We start from the raw sequence: 16134 nt of genomic DNA on the forward strand, positions 1-16134 counted from the left end.
AAGTAAATAACAAGAATGTTATTGTTTTTAATAAGTATTACTTATCGAAGCATGTAAAGCATATTTCTCATATCAAAATTTATGGTGAATCTTCCATGAAATTATATATTATTTTCCGTTTAATCTCTCTGGTTAAGTGAAAAATAATAGAAATTTCTGCTTCAGTAACAATGATTGCTTAAGCGGAGACTTTAGGGTGAAATATTAATTTTTTAGAGGTGAATCAAGTGGGAAAACGTAAGGCTAATCATATTATTCCTGGAGCAAATGCAGCTAAAGCGCAAGGTATGGGAACTGGTTACAATGAAGAATTGTCTAACGAACCGTTAACGGCAGCACAAAAACAAAATAATAAGAAACGAAAGAAAAACCAATAATTTTATAACCTATTTTAAACAAAAAAACTCGCAAGCATTTGCGAGTTTTTTCTATGGAAATCATTAAAATTCATTTACTTCGTTTACAATTTGTTGAAGATCCCTTCTAAACTTTTCTAATTGTGGTCTTTGTGTTTCACTTGCCACTTCCATTGCATTTTCAATTTGCTGATAGGTTTCGTTTACTTCTTGTTTTAAATGCTTTAATTGTTGCCCGTAGCTTGCACTGTCTCTTTCAAGATTGTTATAAGCATCATGTAATTGCTTTGCACCTTTCTGGGCAGCTTGGAATGCTTGTTGTTTATTTTTATGATGTGCCATCCATTCTTCTTCCCTTCACAATAATCGATTGCAAAAATAGATTGTGCAAAATTTCAATTATTATTCAGTATAAATTGTTGATGACGGCACAATCTAAAATATAGGAGGGATATTAAAATGACGAATAAAAATGATGGAAAAGATATGAGAAAAAATGCCGAAAAAGGACATGATAACGGACAACCAGAGCCATTAAGCGGGTCTAAAAAAGTAAAAAACCGTAACCATACCCGTGCGAAACATAATCAAAGCCATGATATGTAATTAAGAAAGACATAAAATTCCTTACACATCCGCTAAACTGCTTGCGCTTGACAAAGACTTTTGTCGTGTAATAGATATATGATAGAGGAATACCAGATCACTATCGACCTGGTATTCCTTTTAATGCTTCCAGCAACAAGTCTTCTTCTTCTATCGCGATTGTTCTAAAATCGAATATTACTTCCTCTTGATGAATTCTTGTTAAAATGCAAGGTTCACCAGTTCGTAATTGCATAGAAAGATCCTCTGCTTTGATATTTTTATGCTTTAAACTTAACACATATGTTTTTAAGGAAACATCAGGCAATGAGCCCCCGCCTATTTGGCTTGTTCCCTCCCTTATAGTAATGGTAAAATCTTCTCTTTCATTGGATAGCTTCATTCTAAAATCCTCTACCCTTTGTCTTACGATAGATGCATCCATAGTTATCGAGTGCAGTGCGGGGATTTTAGTAAAAGCCTCTCCCTTTAAGTAATGCAGCAATGTTGCTTCTAGTGCCGCTATTGTCATTTTGTCAACACGCAATACGCGTGCAAGCTGATGCTTTTTCAGTTTTTCAATATATTCCTTCTTGCCGGCGATAATTCCCGCTTGTGGTCCGCCTAGTAGTTTGTCCCCGCTAAATGATACAATATCTGCTCCGGCTTTTAACTTTCTGCTAACTACCGGTTCGTCTCCGATTCCAAAAGGGTTTAAATCAATCAAGACCCCACTGCCAAGGTCTTCATATAGTAGGAGTGAAGGATGGTTTTGTTTAAAGTTGTAAAGTGCTTCTGTATCAACGGAACTTGTGAATCCCTTGATGGTGAAATTGCTTGTATGGACCTTTAGGATAATAGATGTTTGATCACTAATAGCATTTTCATAATCTTTTAGATGTGTTCTATTAGTGGTCCCAACCTCTATTAGCTTTGCTCCGGATTCCTCCATAATGGCAGAAACCCGAAAGGATCCCCCAATTTCGATGAGTTCTCCTCTAGAAATAACGACTTCTTTATCCTTTGCAAAAGTATGTAAAATAAAATAAACAGCTGCAGCATTATTATTGACAATTAGTGCCGCTTCTGCGCCAGTAAGTGCCTTTATTAGTTCCTCTACATGAGTATGCCTTGTTCCGCGAGTCCCTTTTTCTATATCATATTCTAGATTTGTATAGGATAAAGCAGTCTCCTTCACATGTTCAGCAGCTTCTTTACTTAAACGAGCTCTTCCCACATTTGTGTGTAAAATGGTGCCAGTTGCGTTAATTACTTTTTTAATTGAGTAGGTAAAACGGTGAGCTGTTGAGTTCTCCACTCTAGTAAATAATTCTTTGCTAAATTCTGCGGTTCCCGGGTAACTGCCTTTCCAATTGTTTTTTAATATGGACTCACGAATATCACTAATTTCATCTTTTACGATGGAAGTTAGCTGTTCATAAGGAATTTGATATTTATTTTGGATATATAGAAATAAATCTGTTTTTTGCAGTTCATGTATAGGTGGTATAGATCGAACCATGTCAAGCATTTGATTTCCCCCTATTTCTTATTAAAAACATTGTATTATTGATGGTATTCCTATTGCAAATTTGTTTTCAGGTTCACTAAAAAAGGATAAACTAAAAAATATTGGAGGTGGTATGGATGAGTGAGCATGAAAAGCTACGGTTAACAGCTCTTTCGACAAAAGCTGGCTGAGGCTGCAAAATTGGTCCCGAGGACCTTGCGCAAGTTTTGCGTAAATTACCGAAAACACAAAATGTACCTGAACTATTGGTTGGAAATGAGACATCTGATGATGCAGGAGTGTATCAATTGACAGATGAAATTGCATTAGTTCAGACCATTGATTACTTTACACCGATTGTGGATGATCCATACATGTTTGGGCAAATAGCGGCAGCAAATGCCCTTAGTGATGTTTTTGCCATGGGCGGAACACCAAAAACAGCCTTAAATATCGTAGGGTACCCTATCAAAAAATTAGGTGCTGATACTTTAGCAGAGATTTTACGAGGTGCTTCTGATAAAGTTCATGAAGCGGGTGCTATAACAATTGGCGGGCATTCCATCGATGATCAGGAACCGAAGTTTGGTCTATCTGTAACCGGTATTGTGCATCCAAAGAAAGTATGGAAGAATGTTGGAGCAATGCCTGGTGACGTACTTGTGTTAACAAAATCAATTGGTGTCGGCATTATGACGACGGGAATAAAGCGGAATGCAGTGACACAGGGGCAAGAAGAAATTGTCACTAAGGTTATGGCAACGCTGAACAAGGACGCTGCTGAGTGCTTACAGAAATATGAACCACATGCTGTCACGGATGTCACAGGTTTCGGATTGTTAGGACATGCAAGCGAAATGGCCGGCGGAAGCAACGTTACCTTTACGATTGAATATAGTAAAGTACCGATTCTTGATGGTACATATGAACTTGCCATGAATGGTGTCATTCCGGGTGGTTCCAAATCTAATCATCAATGGTTAGCAGAGAATATTGTCTATGATCAATCCCTGTCCTTGGAGCAACAGATTATTCTATGTGATGCAGTTACTTCCGGTGGGTTGCTAGTTGCGCTGAAAGAAGAAGATGCATTATTGTATGTAGAGGATTTGCAGCAAAAAGGCATTGAAGATGCCGCCATTATTGGCAGGGTTACAGAAAAGGAAATTTCGACCATTCGGGTTATAAAGTGATATTTTTTTGATATGAAAAATCCCCTATTGAAGTTAGTGTAATCAACTTCTAATGGGGATTTTCATATTTTGAATAAAACAATCCAATGTTACTGTCCATCGGGTGTGGACAGTTTCCGGAAATGTCCACAAGTGGTGCCTGACACTTATCCTTTAAAAAGCCTGCTCATATTCTTTTGCATAATATAAAACTTCTTTTACGTATTCATTGCTATGATTATAGGCGTATATCGCTTTTTTTAAATTTCCATTTGTTGCACCATTATGTGCAAGATAGTTTGCTGCGCTAAAGATGGCATCATAAATATTAAATGGATCTGCTACCCCATCTCCATCTGCATCCACTCCATAGCCTCCATATTTTCTGATAACCGCTGGGTTTTCTTTTTCTTCTTTTGGAATGTTCCCCTTCCCTTTACCGGAACAGGATGGATGTTTCCAGCCGACAAATGTACATGGCATAAACTGCATGGGCCCTTCAGCCCCAACAGGTGAAACCATTGTTTTCATGGTAGAAAAGCGAGTTTCCACACGGTGATGTGCTGCAAGGACATACCATGGTACTCCGTATTTTTTTTCTGCTGCTTTATAAATCGGAATATATTGAGCCGGGATTTTCATATCAGGAGTTTTGGTCGGCTTTTTTTTGTCCTCATGATCATTTGTTAGAACATATAAGGCAATAATCACGACCGGTATGAGCAATATTAATATTGGTGAGCGTTTATTCGTTTTTCGCTTTTTGTATGATTTTTTCTTTGCTGCCATTTTTCTTTAAAATGATCCTTTCTTGGATAAAGACTGAGTACCATTTTACAATAGATTTATAATACTACAAGAGTATTATTCAGCATTTGAATAGTAATGCTTCCATTGATCTCTCAATGTCCTTTTGAGAAATTTGCCTACGGAGGTTTTCGGTATTTCCTTTAAGAATATTATCTCATCCGGCAACCACCAATTAGAAAATTGTCCTTTTAAAAATAAAATAAGATCCTGTTCGAAAATTTGATTTCTATAGGCATCTTTCAGTACAACACAGGCTAATGGACGTTCCTGCCATTTAGGGTGTGGAATGGCGATAACTGCAGCTTCATAAACTGCTTCGTGGGACATAAGTGCATTTTCAAGTGCAACAGAGGAAATCCATTCTCCGCCGCTCTTTATTAAATCCTTTGTCCGATCGGTAATTCGAACGTATCCATCTGCATCCATTACCGCGATATCGCCGGTATAAAGCCAGCCATCTTTAAATGCATCATTTGTACGTTCATCCTTATAATATTCGTTGGCAATCCATGGCCCCCTGACTATTAATTCTCCCATTGTTGCACCGTCACACGGGACATCTCCGTTTTCATTCACTACCCGTATATCAAGGCCAGGTACAACCAATCCTGTTTTCGAACGGATAACAATTTTTTCTTCTAAAGATAAAGAATCCATCTCACTTGTTAAAGTAGATAAACTTACGATTGGACTTGTTTCCGTCATACCATATCCCGAAATAAAAGGAACCTTATACTTTTCTTCAAAGGCGCGAATCAATCCTTTTGGTGATGCTGCTCCTCCGCAAACTAAAGCACGTATACTGCTAATATCATATTGATTTTCCTCTAATTCTTTTAACAGACCAATCCAAATCGTTGGAACACCGCCTGTAATGGTTACCTTTTCTTGTTCAATCAGCTCCGCTAAAATTTTCGGAGTAAATGAAGGACCTGGTAAAACCTGTTTTGTCCCATACCAAACAGCAGCAAAAGGTAACCCCCATGCATTTACATGAAACATCGGCACTACTGGCATGGCAACATCTCTTTCACAAAGTCCAAGTGTATCAGCGAGACCAATTGCCAGACTATGAAGGACGATACCTCTATGTGTGTAAACGACCCCTTTTGGATTACCGGTAGTGGCCGATGTATAGCACATTGCTGCTGGTGTACGTTCATCCATATCCGATATAAAGTTGAATGCTGGGTCTCCATCATCTATCAGTTGTTCATAAGAAAATGCTGGATGCAAAGTTGTTTCCGGTATTTCTTTCTCATCAGACATTATTACGAAGCATTGAACCGTTGTTAATTGATCTTTAATTTTTTCTATAATAGGCACTAAATCCGGGTCAATAAGTAAAATTTTGTCTTCTGCATGATTGATGACATATGTCAAGTGTTCTTGGGTTAAGCGGATATTAACCATGTGGAGGACTGCACCACTGCATGGCACGGCAAAATAAGCTTCTAAATGCCGATGATGGTTCCAAGCAAATGTTCCGATTTTATCCCCTTTCTTTAACCCGATTTTTGTTAGTGCACTTGCCAATCTTCTCGTTCTTTCTCCAATTTCTTTGTAAGTAAATCTGTGAATGCCGGATGCCGTTCTGGAAATGACTTCTTTTCGCGGAAAATATTTTTCTGCACGTTCCATCATGGAGGTTAATAGTAGCGGTGTGTCCATCATTTTTCAATTCCCCCTCATTTTATGTTCAGATAATGTGGGATAGAGTGTTGAAAACTAGCGGAAGCGATTTTTATACTACATGATGCCCATCCTAGATTGTTGAGCTTTGAGCAAAAGTCCCCCCAAACTATCTCCACCTTATCCGGTAACAAAAAACCTACCTCTTACGATAGAAATACATTGTGAATATGAAGGTTCTAAGATGGTTATATTCAATCATTTCGACCTATAGACCCAAATACCTGCCTTATAGGCTAAAATGGCTAAATATTAATTCAAAAACAATGGAATCAACCATGGCACTAAAATAGACGTGAACACCGCGGATAATGCCATTGCGACACTGGATACAGCACCTTGCAGCTCTCCCTCTTTTACTGCTTGAGAAGTACCGATGCCATGGGAAATCGTTCCTAAAGATAATCCTCTTGAAAAAGGACTTGAAACTTTTATTCTATCCAGTATTTTAAGTCCGAACATCGCTCCGAACATGCCGGTAATCATCACAAAAGCTGCAACCAATATTTCATCTCCGCCTATTATTTTGGAAATTTCAGACGCAACTGGTATAGTGGTAGATTTAATACTTAATGATGTAATCATTAGCTTTGATAGCTTAAATGCTTTGCCTAACAAAATAGCGGTTATTATGGTAAGTATGGTTCCTGTAAAAACCCCTGCAAGTGCCGGCAAAAGGTTTTGGATCAAGATATGGCGATTTTTATATAGGGGAACAGCTAATGCAACGGTAGCTGGACCTAGTAAATACGTCATGATTTCTTTTGCAGGTTCATATTCTCTATAAGAGATATGACTGGCAACGAGCACTATAATGATGATTACAGTGCTTAAAAATACAGGTGTTGTAAACGGGGAAGAATACCTTTTTGCAACAAAAAGGGTGAAAATATATACCAAAATAGTAAGAACGATGCTAAAGACTGTGATGATGGTCATGTACGTTGTCCTCCGCAGATTTCATCCATTTCTGAGACAAATACCCTGAACCGCATATGCCAACGATAGCACTAATACATAAAATAAAGAGTAAAATGACTCCTTTTTTCAGAAATATTCCCCCTAAAGTCATTAATCCAACTGAAATCGGAATGAAAAAGAAAGCAAGATGCCGGATTAAAAACGATGAAGTCCTATCAATCCACTGCAGTTTCAGCACTCCTGTCAACAGAAGGATGAAGCATAAAATCATTCCTGCAACATTCCCTGGCAAAGGAATATGCGTAAACTTTACAATCACTGATCCCAATTCATTTAGCCCCCAAAGGATACACAACTGAAAAATAATGACGAGGATTTTCTTCAAGATGATAGCTCCTTACTTTAAAGATATTCTTATACTTATTCGATTCATTGTGTGATTTTCCTGTTATAAATTTCAGATATTTGAGCGAAATAAAAATACGCTTGGAGATTTTATTCTCCAAGCGTATTTTTTAATCAAAGCTGATGACAATTTTCCCTTTAGCGTGATGGCTTTCACTAAGCGCATGTGCTTCTTTTAAACCTTGTTCTGAGAACGGAAACACATGTCCAACAATCGCTTTTAATTTCCCATTTTGAAGTAAGGCGCCTAACTGTTCCAATTGTTTCCCATTTGGTTGCAGCCAAACGTTGCTTGCTGTCACACCATATTCATTAGCTTTTTCTTCATCTGGCGCATTGACAATCGTTACTAATCTTCCGCCTTTTTTTAACACTTGATAGCTTTTGGTTTGGATTTCTCCACCCATCGTATCGAACACAACATCATAATCATGCAATACTTCTTCAAAATTTGTCGTTTTATAATCAATTACTTCATCCGCACCGAGCTCTTTTAAAAACGCATGATTCTTTTCACTTGCAGTTGTTGCTACATAGGCACCCTTTTCCTTTGCAAGCTGTATTGCTAAGCTTCCCACACCGCCTGATCCAGCGTGAATAAGAACTTTTTCGCCTTTTTCCAAATGTGCCACATCAAATAAAGCCTGCCAAGCGGTAAGGCCAGCTAATGGAATCGACGCTGCCTCTTCAAAGCTAATGTTTTCTGGTTTTTTTGCTAAAAGCTCTTCATCTATTCCAACATATTCCGCATATGTACCAAAACGAGTGGTTGCCGGACGGGAAAAAATAGCATCTCCCACTTGAAAATTTTTTACATTTTTGCCTACTTCTTTAATAATTCCCGCTGCATCCCATCCTAAAATAATCGGAAACTCAAATGGCATCATTTCCTTTAAATAACCCTCTCTTAATTTCCAATCGATTGGATTGATAGAAGTGGCTTTCATTTCCACTAAGACTTGGTTCTCATTGATTTTTGGAGCTGGAACCTCTTTTTCTTTTAGTTGCTCTTTATCACCATATTGTTCAATTACAATAGCTTTCATATTTTTGTTCCTCCTTTTTACTTAATCAAGTATAAATATTTGTTTCAAAAGGGCAAGAATTCTGCTCCTTAAGTAATTTCTACAAAAATAAAAGATATTATAACCACAATTAGTTGACATAACTACAATATTGCTTAATAAAAAAGAAGGGCCTTCCCTGCCCTTCTCTAAAACTCTATTCTAATGTCCTTCCCATTCCCCTTAAAAAATGAACCAGAAAATTTATTGCACGATTAATATCGGGATCCTTCAAATACTTCATTAACTGAAATGCATTAATATCCTTTCCTGTATCTATGTTTGCAGAACCTTCTTCGATTCCTTTCTTTATTCCAAATATTAATTGGTCCATGTCCTTACTGTTTATTCCATTTAAACGATTTGAATATTTCGTTATAGATTCATTAACAATGGAAAGAAGATTATACTCCTCCAGATGTTTCACAAGTGTGACAAGTTCGTATATATGTTCTTTATTATTTTCTAAAAATGGCTGGATATCTGCAGGGTAATCTTTTTCACGAAGTGGGAAGGAATCTGCCTTACTAATTGAATGTTTCATAACAAAACCCCCAACAAAGAATTCACCCTTTAATCGTATGAAACGTTTTATGATTTGATGCAAAAAAAATAAGATTCAACAAAGTTGAATCTCGTTTAATAGTTATTCTTTCACTTTTTTGGGTACATAATTAAAGATTTCATGGCTTTCAAAAATATCAACTAAACGATTCAGCCAATCATAATATTCCAATGTATATTCTAATTTATCAATATCACTTTTAATAATATCTTTTATCTCTTTATCCATTTCCTCATGGAGTAACATGTCTTGAAGTTCCTTAATAGATTTTAAGATAGTATTTGTATTCATGGAAATAGCAGTTCTCCATTTGACAGAAAATAAATCGATAAAATTTTGGTACCAATCCCCTTCTACTGCGTATAAATCCCGGCGTACACCCTTTTTCCAAACTTTATCGACCATTTTTAATTCTAGTAATGCTCGAACAGATGTACTCATACTTGTCTTGCTCATTCCGAGCTCATCTTTCATTTCATCTAAAGTTAATGGCTCATGATGAAAAAACATCATACCATATAGTCTTCCAATGGAAGGAGCAATTCCATATAGGTTCATATTTTGTGCAATGGACTCGATGACCCGTTCTCTGATTTTTTCAAGCTGATCCTTCGCATTCAACAATATTCACATCCTAATCATAAATGGCTGTTTTCGTATGCATTATTTCTTTTGTTCTAATTATTCCCTATCCAGACTTTGTTTCAGGGCATCTTTTCTTAACAGTTATTCATTCATCCATCCGAAAAAGGATATTATTGTGTTTATGTATACAAAAGTTTAAGAAATGGAGCCTCAAAAAAATCCTCATGTAATAATCTATCCGTTTCCACTTGGAATGTAAAGTGTGTTCATAAGGGAGGATTCAAGAGGAAATGGAAGGATATTTGAGAACACACATCATCAAGTACGTACAGTTTTTACTTTACGAACTGTACATACGGAATATAAAGGAATATGGAGTTTGAGTGTTCCCTTCCGCTTTCTATAAAATGATATGGTGGCAACTAAGAGGGGTGATTGGATGATAGAAGAAAACAAAAAGACAAAAGTAAAAGTAAAGAATGTCACAAAAATATTTGGCAAACATACAAAAAAAGCGTCTCAGCTATTGTCAAATGGAAAATCAAAACAAGAAATCTTAAAATTGACCGGCGCCACCATTGGAGTAAATCAGGCTAATTTTGAGGTGTATGATGGTGAAATTTTCGTCATCATGGGACTTTCCGGGAGTGGTAAATCTACATTGGTCCGAATGCTAAACCGATTAATTGAACCCACTTATGGCGAAATTCTCATTGATAACGAAAACATTACTTCCATGACAAAGGAACAGCTTCGTAATGTCCGTAGAAAGAAAATCAGTATGGTTTTTCAGAAATTTGCGCTATTACCTCATCGAACCATTCTCCAAAATACTGAATATGGATTGGAAATTCAAGGAATCGATAAACAAACAAGGAAGGAAAAAGCTTTGCAATCTTTAAAACTAGTCGGATTAAATGGTTATGAAGATCAATATCCCGATCAGTTAAGCGGCGGTATGCAGCAGCGAGTTGGATTGGCAAGAGCTTTAGCAAATGATCCTGATATTTTGTTAATGGATGAAGCCTTTAGTGCATTGGATCCGTTAATTAGAAAAGATATGCAGGATGAATTGCTGGAATTGCATGATACCATGGGGAAAACAATTATCTTTATAACCCATGACCTTGATGAGGCTCTTCGTATTGGTGACCGGATTGCCTTAATGAAAGATGGCAATATCGTGCAAATTGGCACACCGGAAGAAATTTTAATGAATCCTTCCAATGAATATGTTGAAAGATTCGTAGAAGATGTTGATTTCTCTAAGGTATTGACTGCAGGGCATATTATGAAACGTGCTGAAACGGTACAAGTGGAGAAAGGTCCCAGGGTAGCTCTAACTTTGATGAAGAATCTTGGCATTTCTTCTATTTATGTAGTAGATAAACAAAATCGTTTATTAGGTGCAGTTACCGCGCAAAGTGCCAAAGAAGCAGTCGAAAAAGGCATCTCTATTGAGGAAGTACTAGTTAGAGAAATTACGACCGTTCCGAGTGAAATATTACTGACGGATCTCTTTGATATGGTGTCCACTGCAAGTATTCCGGTTGCAGTAGTGGATGAACGCTCCAGGATGAAAGGAATTGTCATTCGAGGTGCATTAATTGGTGCCCTTGCCGGGAATGAAACTTATATTCATCAGGCAGAAATTCTGGAACCTTCCTCTTTGAAGGAGGTGAATTAAGATGGATAAATGGCTCCCTAAAATACCATTAGCAGATTGGATCGATACATTTGTCGACTGGTTAACTACTACCTTTGGAGGATTTTTTGACGGTGTCTCTTCTGCAGTTGAAAACTCAGTGGACGGTATTGTAAAAGTATTAGGTCTATTACCGCCTATCATACTGGCGATTATTATTGGGTTGCTTGCCTTATGGCTAACCAAAAAAAGCATTGCGATTTTTTCTTTTATCGGCTTCCTAATCATTGATTATCTTGGATATTGGGATGCAATGCTTAACACATTGGCTCTTGTCTTAACTTCGGTTATCATTTCCATAGTCGTCGGAATACCAATCGGGATATGGTCCTCACAAAAAGCAATGGTTCGCAAAATCGTTACACCAATCCTTGATTTCATGCAAACAATGCCTGCTTTCGTGTACCTGCTACCAGCCATCTTCTTTTTTAATATAGGAGTGGTGCCGGGTGTTGTTGCATCGGTAATATTTGCGATGCCTCCGACAATAAGACTTACCATTTTAGGAATTCAGCAAGTTCCTGCAGATATCATTGAAGCGACGGAAAGCTTTGGTTCCACTACTTCTCAGAGGTTATTGAAGGTACAACTTCCGCTTGCTATGCCTACTATCATGGCCGGCATTAACCAAAGCATCATGCTTGCACTCTCAATGGTTGTTATTGCATCTATGGTAGGTGCACCGGGGTTAGGAGAAGAAGTGTATCGGGCAGTAACACAATTAAAAATTGGTGTCGGTGTAGAAGCGGGTATCGCTATTGTTATTGTTGCCATCGTTTTAGACAGAATTACACAAAACGCTGGCAAAAGAAAGAAAAGGGGGAATTTATAATGTGGAAAAAAATTATCGGGTTTGCTTCTGTAGTTGCACTTTCATTCAGTCTTGCAGCATGTGGAAGTGATAAGGCTAGCTCTAACAAATCAACTGTTGGAGACAGTGTTGATCATAAAATAATTGGTATTGATCCAGGTGCAGGAATTATGGAAGCAACAGATAAAGCAATAAAGGATTATAAATTAGATGATTGGCAGCTTGTTTCTGGATCAAGCGCTGCGATGACTGCAACATTAAAGAAAGCTTATGATAAAAAAGAACCTATAATTATTACAGGTTGGAACCCACATTGGATGTTTGCAAAATATGATTTAAAATACCTTAAGGATCCAAAAGGTGTATATGGAAGCGCAGAAGAAATTCATACTATTGCCAGAAAAGGATTAAAGAAAGATCTTCCAGAAGCTTATAAGATTCTAAGTAACTTTAAGTGGTCAGAGGATGATATGGGAAAAGTAATGCTTGATATTCAACAAGGCACAAAACCAGCAGATGCTGCTGCAAATTGGGTGAAAGATAATCCAGAAAAGGTTGCTAAATGGACAGATGGTACAAAAAAAGTGAACGGAAAGAAAATTAAATTGGTGTATGTAGCGTGGGATAGTGAAATTGCAAGTACGAATGTGATTGGCAAGGTACTTGAAGACCAAGGGTTTGATGTTACATTGACGCAAGTAGAAGCTGGTCCTATGTGGACAGCTGTTGCCGACGGCAGTGCGGATGCTTCCCTTTCTGCATGGCTTCCATTAACACATAAAAATTATTCTGAAAAATATAATGGTAAATTTGAAGATATAGGAACAAGTATGACTGGGGTAAAAATAGGTCTTGTCGTTCCAAAATATATGAAAATTGATTCGATCGAAGATTTAAAAAAATAATTTATAAAAGAAAAGAGTCTCTACTATTAGAGGCTCTTTTCCTATTCATAATCCTCTAAATCTATTATCCAGCATTCAAGTTCAAGATCATAATATGGATCTGATTTAGCTTGCATTGTTTTATTTCCATATTCATCAAGAACTTCATCCCCATTTAGTTCAAACATCCTAAAGTTGTCCCCTTTTTGCAGATGCTTAAAGTCAATTTCTACCCATTTATGATTTCTGAAGGCTAGCGTTCTTCTAAAGTTCACGTTCATCCCCTCTGTACATGATATGTAGTATCTTTTACATTTAATTCTAAATACATGAAAACGGATTATGTATTTATCCTGAAGAATTTTAAATGTGTGTTGTCCTATGTATGGAAGGGATGAAAGAACATGTTAAAACATACTTAAAGAATATTTTTTGGACAATTTCTCCAATAGCTTTACCCCAGCTATACTATTTCCCTTTTCATCTAATGAAGGACCATATATTCCAATCCCGCATTTACCAGGGACTGCTCCAAGAATACCTCCTGAAACACCGCTCTTCGCTGGAATTCCTACTTTGATAGCAAATTCACCTGAAGCATTATACATTCCACATGTGACCATAAATGTCTTGCATATTCGGGCAATTTCATGTGGTATCACTTGCTTCCCGGTTGACATTTCAACCCCGTCCATCGCCAAGACGCAGCCGATTTTAGCCAAATCCAAGCAGGTTACTTCAATGGCACACTGCTTTGTATATAGATCAATTAAATCCTCCACATTTTCCTCTATGACATTATGCTGTCTCAAAAAATAACAAAGTGAACGGTTTAAGTCTGCAGTCTTAAATTCAGAATCAGCAACCTCTTCATTTACTTTAATTTGATCGTTTCCTGTAATCGCATGGATGAAGGTCATTAATCTATGTAATCGCTCCTGTACATTTGCACCCTTTATCATATGAGTAACGGCTAAAGCACCTGCATTGATCATTGGGTTCAACGGCTTAGAAGGCTTATTTGTTTCTAATTTTGCAACGGAATTGAACGGGTCTCCTGTTGGTTCTTGACCGACTCTTTCAAAAACATAGTCCACTCCCCTATCCATGATGGCAAGTGCTAGGCTAATTACTTTTGATATACTTTGCAGAGTCATGGATTGTTGACAATCTCCTGCAGAGAACCCATATCCATCCGGATAAAAAATCGAGATGGATAAATCATTTTGTTTTGCTTTTTTTAATGCAGGTATATAATCAGCTACCTTCCCTTGTTTCGCATAATCTCTGCATTCATTCACTAATGCTTGTAATTCTTCGCTTGATTGACAGTTCAAAATTATTCCCCCGTAAAATTGTTTATATATACCTACGTGTTGCTTCAGCGCCAATCGGCTAGCGGATTTCTCCGTCTCCATACTGTGTTACCTTATCTCAGTCGAAGACTACGAGGGAAAATTAGACTTCAAATTCCACTCATCCGTATGCCAGAGCCAGGCGCTTGCGCATTTGTTTTTTATTCTGCTCCAAAAAGTAAGGATACACTATCACATGAAAAAATAAAAGGTGGAAAAACTAATGAAAAGGAGGGATTGTTGATGGCGAGAAGAAATAGACAAACACTTGTACCCGGAGTCCGGAATGCACTGGATTCATTCAAAGGACAAGTGATGGCAAAACAGGGATATAAAGTCGATCCGCAAGATCCGAACAGTGTAAAATATGAAGTAGCAAAAGAACAAGGTGTGTCATTAAAAAAAGGATATAACGGAAATTTATCTGCCGAGGAAGCTGGGAAAGTAGGCGGTCCAATCGGTGGTAACATGGTCAAGGAAATGATTAGAATGGCACAGGAACAGCTAGGAAAAAAATAGTGCCGGTTCACCCCGGCACTTTTTTATCATGAACTAGTTCGTTCTTACTCTAAATAATCCAAATGAAAGAAATACAACAGCAAATCCTAATAGTATTGTTACTGGCTGCAAAATATCTGGCAATGTCCCTCCTTCTGCAATTAACCCTGTAAATCCCTTCATGGCCCATGATTGCGGAACAAAATTGGCGATTTTTTGCATGATGTTTGGAACAACACTTAGTGGCCAGTAGACACCGCCCAGCATACAGGTAGAAACAATAATTAATGAGCCAATAGCGGTTTGTTGTTCCGTTGTTTTTACAATGGTTGCAATGGCCAGCCCAAGCCCTACTACGCACAGTAATAACGCGGAGATTAAAACAATTAATCCTAAGATATTTCCCCATTCTACATGAAAAACGACAGATGAGAAGGTCATTAATATGGAGAACTGTACCCAGCCAATTAGGAAGAATGCCAATAAATACCCTAGTAAAAGCTGAAATTTTGTGATGGAAGTCGTTAATAATCTTGACCAGACTCCAGAATTCTTCGCTTCAATAATGACCCCTGTAACAGACATCATCATAAACATGACAAACATAATAGAAAATCCTGCTGAACTATAAGACATCCCACTTAACGTTTTTTTCTTATCATTTGGCGATACAATCTTTGTCAATTCTCCAGTGCCGTCTTTAGAATTGGAGATTTTGTCAAACATCTCTTTCCAATTAGTATTGTTACTTGCCTTACTCCATTCCAAAGCGGAAACTACTTGTAATTTCATTCTTTCCATCTCTTGGTTAAACGATTGTTTTACAAAGATGGAACTAGATGCTCCAGGTTGATGCTGGAAAGATAGAGTAGGGTTCCCACCCGCTGTTATTTTGTCTTGGAACCCCTTTTCAATGGTGATAATCCCATCGATTTTGTGATTCTTAAATAACTCTGTGGCTTTCTTATTGCTACTTTCCTTTACTTTTAATGTTGCATCTTGATGTAATCTGCTTATGATGCTTTTTGATAAATGGCTATTATCTTTATCAACAACACTGATGGCAATTGCTTGTGATGAATCCTGACCAAATATGCTTCCGAATAATAGTGTGAAAATAATTGGCATTACAATCATTAATATATAGGCAGAAGGCTTGCTCAAAGATCTTTTCATTTCAAATAAACAAACAGATAATGCTTTTCTCACTTTCATT

Annotated in this window: 18 protein-coding genes and 1 pseudogene; 7 read left to right on the forward strand and 12 right to left on the reverse strand. The window is 37.4% G+C overall.

Going from position 1 to position 16134, the window contains the following annotated elements; translation table 11 throughout:
• Positions 1-227 precede the first annotated feature (227 nt).
• Positions 228-377, forward strand: a complete 150-nt coding sequence (gene sspO, locus AN964_RS11085; protein ID WP_055739734.1) for a small acid-soluble spore protein SspO — start codon at positions 228-230, stop codon at positions 375-377.
• 63 nt (positions 378-440) lie between these two features.
• Here the strand turns inward: sspO and AN964_RS11090 are convergent, their stop codons facing one another.
• Positions 441-698 carry a hypothetical protein gene (locus AN964_RS11090; RefSeq protein WP_055739735.1) on the reverse strand — a complete coding sequence of 86 codons (258 nt, stop codon included), beginning with the start codon at positions 696-698 and terminating at the stop codon, positions 441-443.
• 117 nt (positions 699-815) lie between these two features.
• Here AN964_RS11090 and AN964_RS25520 point away from each other — a divergent pair, with 117 nt between their 5' ends.
• On the forward strand, positions 816-962 hold the full coding sequence (locus AN964_RS25520; RefSeq protein WP_083489310.1) for a small acid-soluble spore protein P: 147 nt from the start codon (positions 816-818) through the stop codon (positions 960-962).
• Positions 963-1062: 100 nt separating this feature from the next.
• Here the strand turns inward: AN964_RS25520 and selA are convergent, their stop codons facing one another.
• A complete protein-coding gene (gene selA / locus AN964_RS11095; protein ID WP_055739736.1) occupies positions 1063-2472 on the reverse strand; it encodes an L-seryl-tRNA(Sec) selenium transferase in 1410 nt (469 codons plus the stop codon).
• A 116-nt stretch (positions 2473-2588) separates the two neighbouring features.
• Between selA and selD the strand changes: the two genes are divergently transcribed.
• Positions 2589-3644 carry a selenide, water dikinase SelD gene (selD, locus tag AN964_RS11100; protein ID WP_083489311.1) on the forward strand — a complete coding sequence of 352 codons (1056 nt, stop codon included), beginning with the start codon at positions 2589-2591 and terminating at the stop codon, positions 3642-3644.
• Between the two features lie 153 nt (positions 3645-3797).
• Here selD and AN964_RS11105 read toward each other — a convergent pair whose 3' ends face one another.
• The 7 genes and pseudogenes from AN964_RS11105 to AN964_RS11135 all read right to left on the reverse strand — a co-directional run bounded on the left by AN964_RS11105 (position 3798) and on the right by AN964_RS11135 (position 9701).
• A complete protein-coding gene (locus AN964_RS11105; RefSeq protein ID WP_055739738.1) occupies positions 3798-4412 on the reverse strand; it encodes a lytic transglycosylase domain-containing protein in 615 nt (204 codons plus the stop codon).
• Positions 4413-4487: 75 nt separating this feature from the next.
• The gene (locus AN964_RS11110; RefSeq protein WP_055739739.1) at positions 4488-6107 is read right to left on the reverse strand and encodes a long-chain fatty acid--CoA ligase; all 1620 of its coding nucleotides are present in this window, start codon (positions 6105-6107) and stop codon (positions 4488-4490) included.
• 270 nt (positions 6108-6377) lie between these two features.
• Positions 6378-7064, reverse strand: a complete 687-nt coding sequence (locus AN964_RS11115) for an LrgB family protein (RefSeq protein ID WP_055739740.1) — start codon at positions 7062-7064, stop codon at positions 6378-6380.
• Entirely contained in the window at positions 7042-7431 is a 390-nt protein-coding gene (locus tag AN964_RS11120) for a CidA/LrgA family protein (RefSeq protein WP_055739741.1), read from the reverse strand. The genes AN964_RS11115 and AN964_RS11120 overlap by 23 nt, the downstream gene beginning before the upstream one ends.
• A gap of 130 nt (positions 7432-7561) precedes the next feature.
• Entirely contained in the window at positions 7562-8497 is a 936-nt protein-coding gene (locus tag AN964_RS11125; protein WP_055739742.1) for an NADP-dependent oxidoreductase, read from the reverse strand.
• A gap of 175 nt (positions 8498-8672) precedes the next feature.
• Positions 8673-8768: pseudogene (locus tag AN964_RS27605) on the reverse strand (DUF1641 domain-containing protein); the annotation flags it as partial.
• A gap of 393 nt (positions 8769-9161) precedes the next feature.
• Positions 9162-9701 (reverse strand): GbsR/MarR family transcriptional regulator, encoded by a 540-nt coding sequence (locus AN964_RS11135; protein ID WP_126646984.1) that lies wholly within the window; start codon positions 9699-9701, stop codon positions 9162-9164.
• A 403-nt stretch (positions 9702-10104) separates the two neighbouring features.
• On the opposite strand from AN964_RS11135, the gene AN964_RS11140 reads away from it, so the two are divergent.
• The 3 genes from AN964_RS11140 to AN964_RS11150 are packed head-to-tail and all read left to right on the forward strand — an operon-like array spanning position 10105 to position 13086.
• Positions 10105-11352: a quaternary amine ABC transporter ATP-binding protein gene (locus tag AN964_RS11140; RefSeq protein WP_055739745.1), complete on the forward strand. Its 1248-nt coding sequence runs from the start codon at positions 10105-10107 to the stop codon at positions 11350-11352.
• Position 11353: 1 nt separating this feature from the next.
• Positions 11354-12202: an ABC transporter permease gene (locus tag AN964_RS11145; protein ID WP_055739746.1), complete on the forward strand. Its 849-nt coding sequence runs from the start codon at positions 11354-11356 to the stop codon at positions 12200-12202.
• Positions 12202-13086, forward strand: coding sequence for a glycine betaine ABC transporter substrate-binding protein (locus AN964_RS11150; protein ID WP_055739747.1), 885 nt, complete (start codon positions 12202-12204; stop codon positions 13084-13086). Before AN964_RS11145 ends, AN964_RS11150 begins: the two co-directional genes overlap by 1 nt.
• 41 nt (positions 13087-13127) lie before the next feature.
• On the opposite strand, the gene AN964_RS11155 is transcribed toward AN964_RS11150, so the two are convergent.
• Positions 13128-13340, reverse strand: coding sequence for a hypothetical protein (locus tag AN964_RS11155; RefSeq protein ID WP_055739748.1), 213 nt, complete (start codon positions 13338-13340; stop codon positions 13128-13130).
• A 132-nt stretch (positions 13341-13472) separates the two neighbouring features.
• Entirely contained in the window at positions 13473-14402 is a 930-nt protein-coding gene (gene glsA / locus AN964_RS11160; RefSeq protein WP_055739749.1) for a glutaminase A, read from the reverse strand.
• 261 nt (positions 14403-14663) lie between these two features.
• On the opposite strand from glsA, the gene AN964_RS11165 reads away from it, so the two are divergent.
• On the forward strand, positions 14664-14939 hold the full coding sequence (locus AN964_RS11165; RefSeq protein ID WP_055741221.1) for an alpha/beta-type small acid-soluble spore protein: 276 nt from the start codon (positions 14664-14666) through the stop codon (positions 14937-14939).
• 33 nt (positions 14940-14972) lie between these two features.
• Here the strand turns inward: AN964_RS11165 and AN964_RS11170 are convergent, their stop codons facing one another.
• Positions 14973-16127, reverse strand: coding sequence for an ABC transporter permease (locus AN964_RS11170; RefSeq protein ID WP_055739750.1), 1155 nt, complete (start codon positions 16125-16127; stop codon positions 14973-14975).
• Positions 16128-16134 lie beyond the last annotated feature (7 nt).

This window comes from Heyndrickxia shackletonii, assembly GCF_001420715.1.
GTDB classification, from domain to species: Bacteria; Bacillota; Bacilli; order Bacillales; family Bacillaceae_C; genus Margalitia; species Margalitia shackletonii.

Coding starts and splice junctions, on each gene's coding strand:
- selA (WP_055739736.1), bottom strand. CDS start 2,472: ATGCTTGACATGGTTCGATCTATACCACCTATACATGAACTGCAAAAA.
- AN964_RS11105 (WP_055739738.1), bottom strand. CDS start 4,412: ATGGCAGCAAAGAAAAAATCATACAAAAAGCGAAAAACGAATAAACGC.
- AN964_RS11110 (WP_055739739.1), bottom strand. CDS start 6,107: ATGATGGACACACCGCTACTATTAACCTCCATGATGGAACGTGCAGAA.
- AN964_RS11150 (WP_055739747.1), top strand. CDS start 12,202: ATGTGGAAAAAAATTATCGGGTTTGCTTCTGTAGTTGCACTTTCATTC.
- AN964_RS11165 (WP_055741221.1), top strand. CDS start 14,664: ATGGCGAGAAGAAATAGACAAACACTTGTACCCGGAGTCCGGAATGCA.
- AN964_RS11145 (WP_055739746.1), top strand. CDS start 11,354: ATGGATAAATGGCTCCCTAAAATACCATTAGCAGATTGGATCGATACA.
- AN964_RS25520 (WP_083489310.1), top strand. CDS start 816: ATGACGAATAAAAATGATGGAAAAGATATGAGAAAAAATGCCGAAAAA.
- AN964_RS11115 (WP_055739740.1), bottom strand. CDS start 7,064: ATGACCATCATCACAGTCTTTAGCATCGTTCTTACTATTTTGGTATAT.
- AN964_RS11090 (WP_055739735.1), bottom strand. CDS start 698: ATGGCACATCATAAAAATAAACAACAAGCATTCCAAGCTGCCCAGAAA.
- AN964_RS11125 (WP_055739742.1), bottom strand. CDS start 8,497: ATGAAAGCTATTGTAATTGAACAATATGGTGATAAAGAGCAACTAAAA.
- AN964_RS11140 (WP_055739745.1), top strand. CDS start 10,105: ATGATAGAAGAAAACAAAAAGACAAAAGTAAAAGTAAAGAATGTCACA.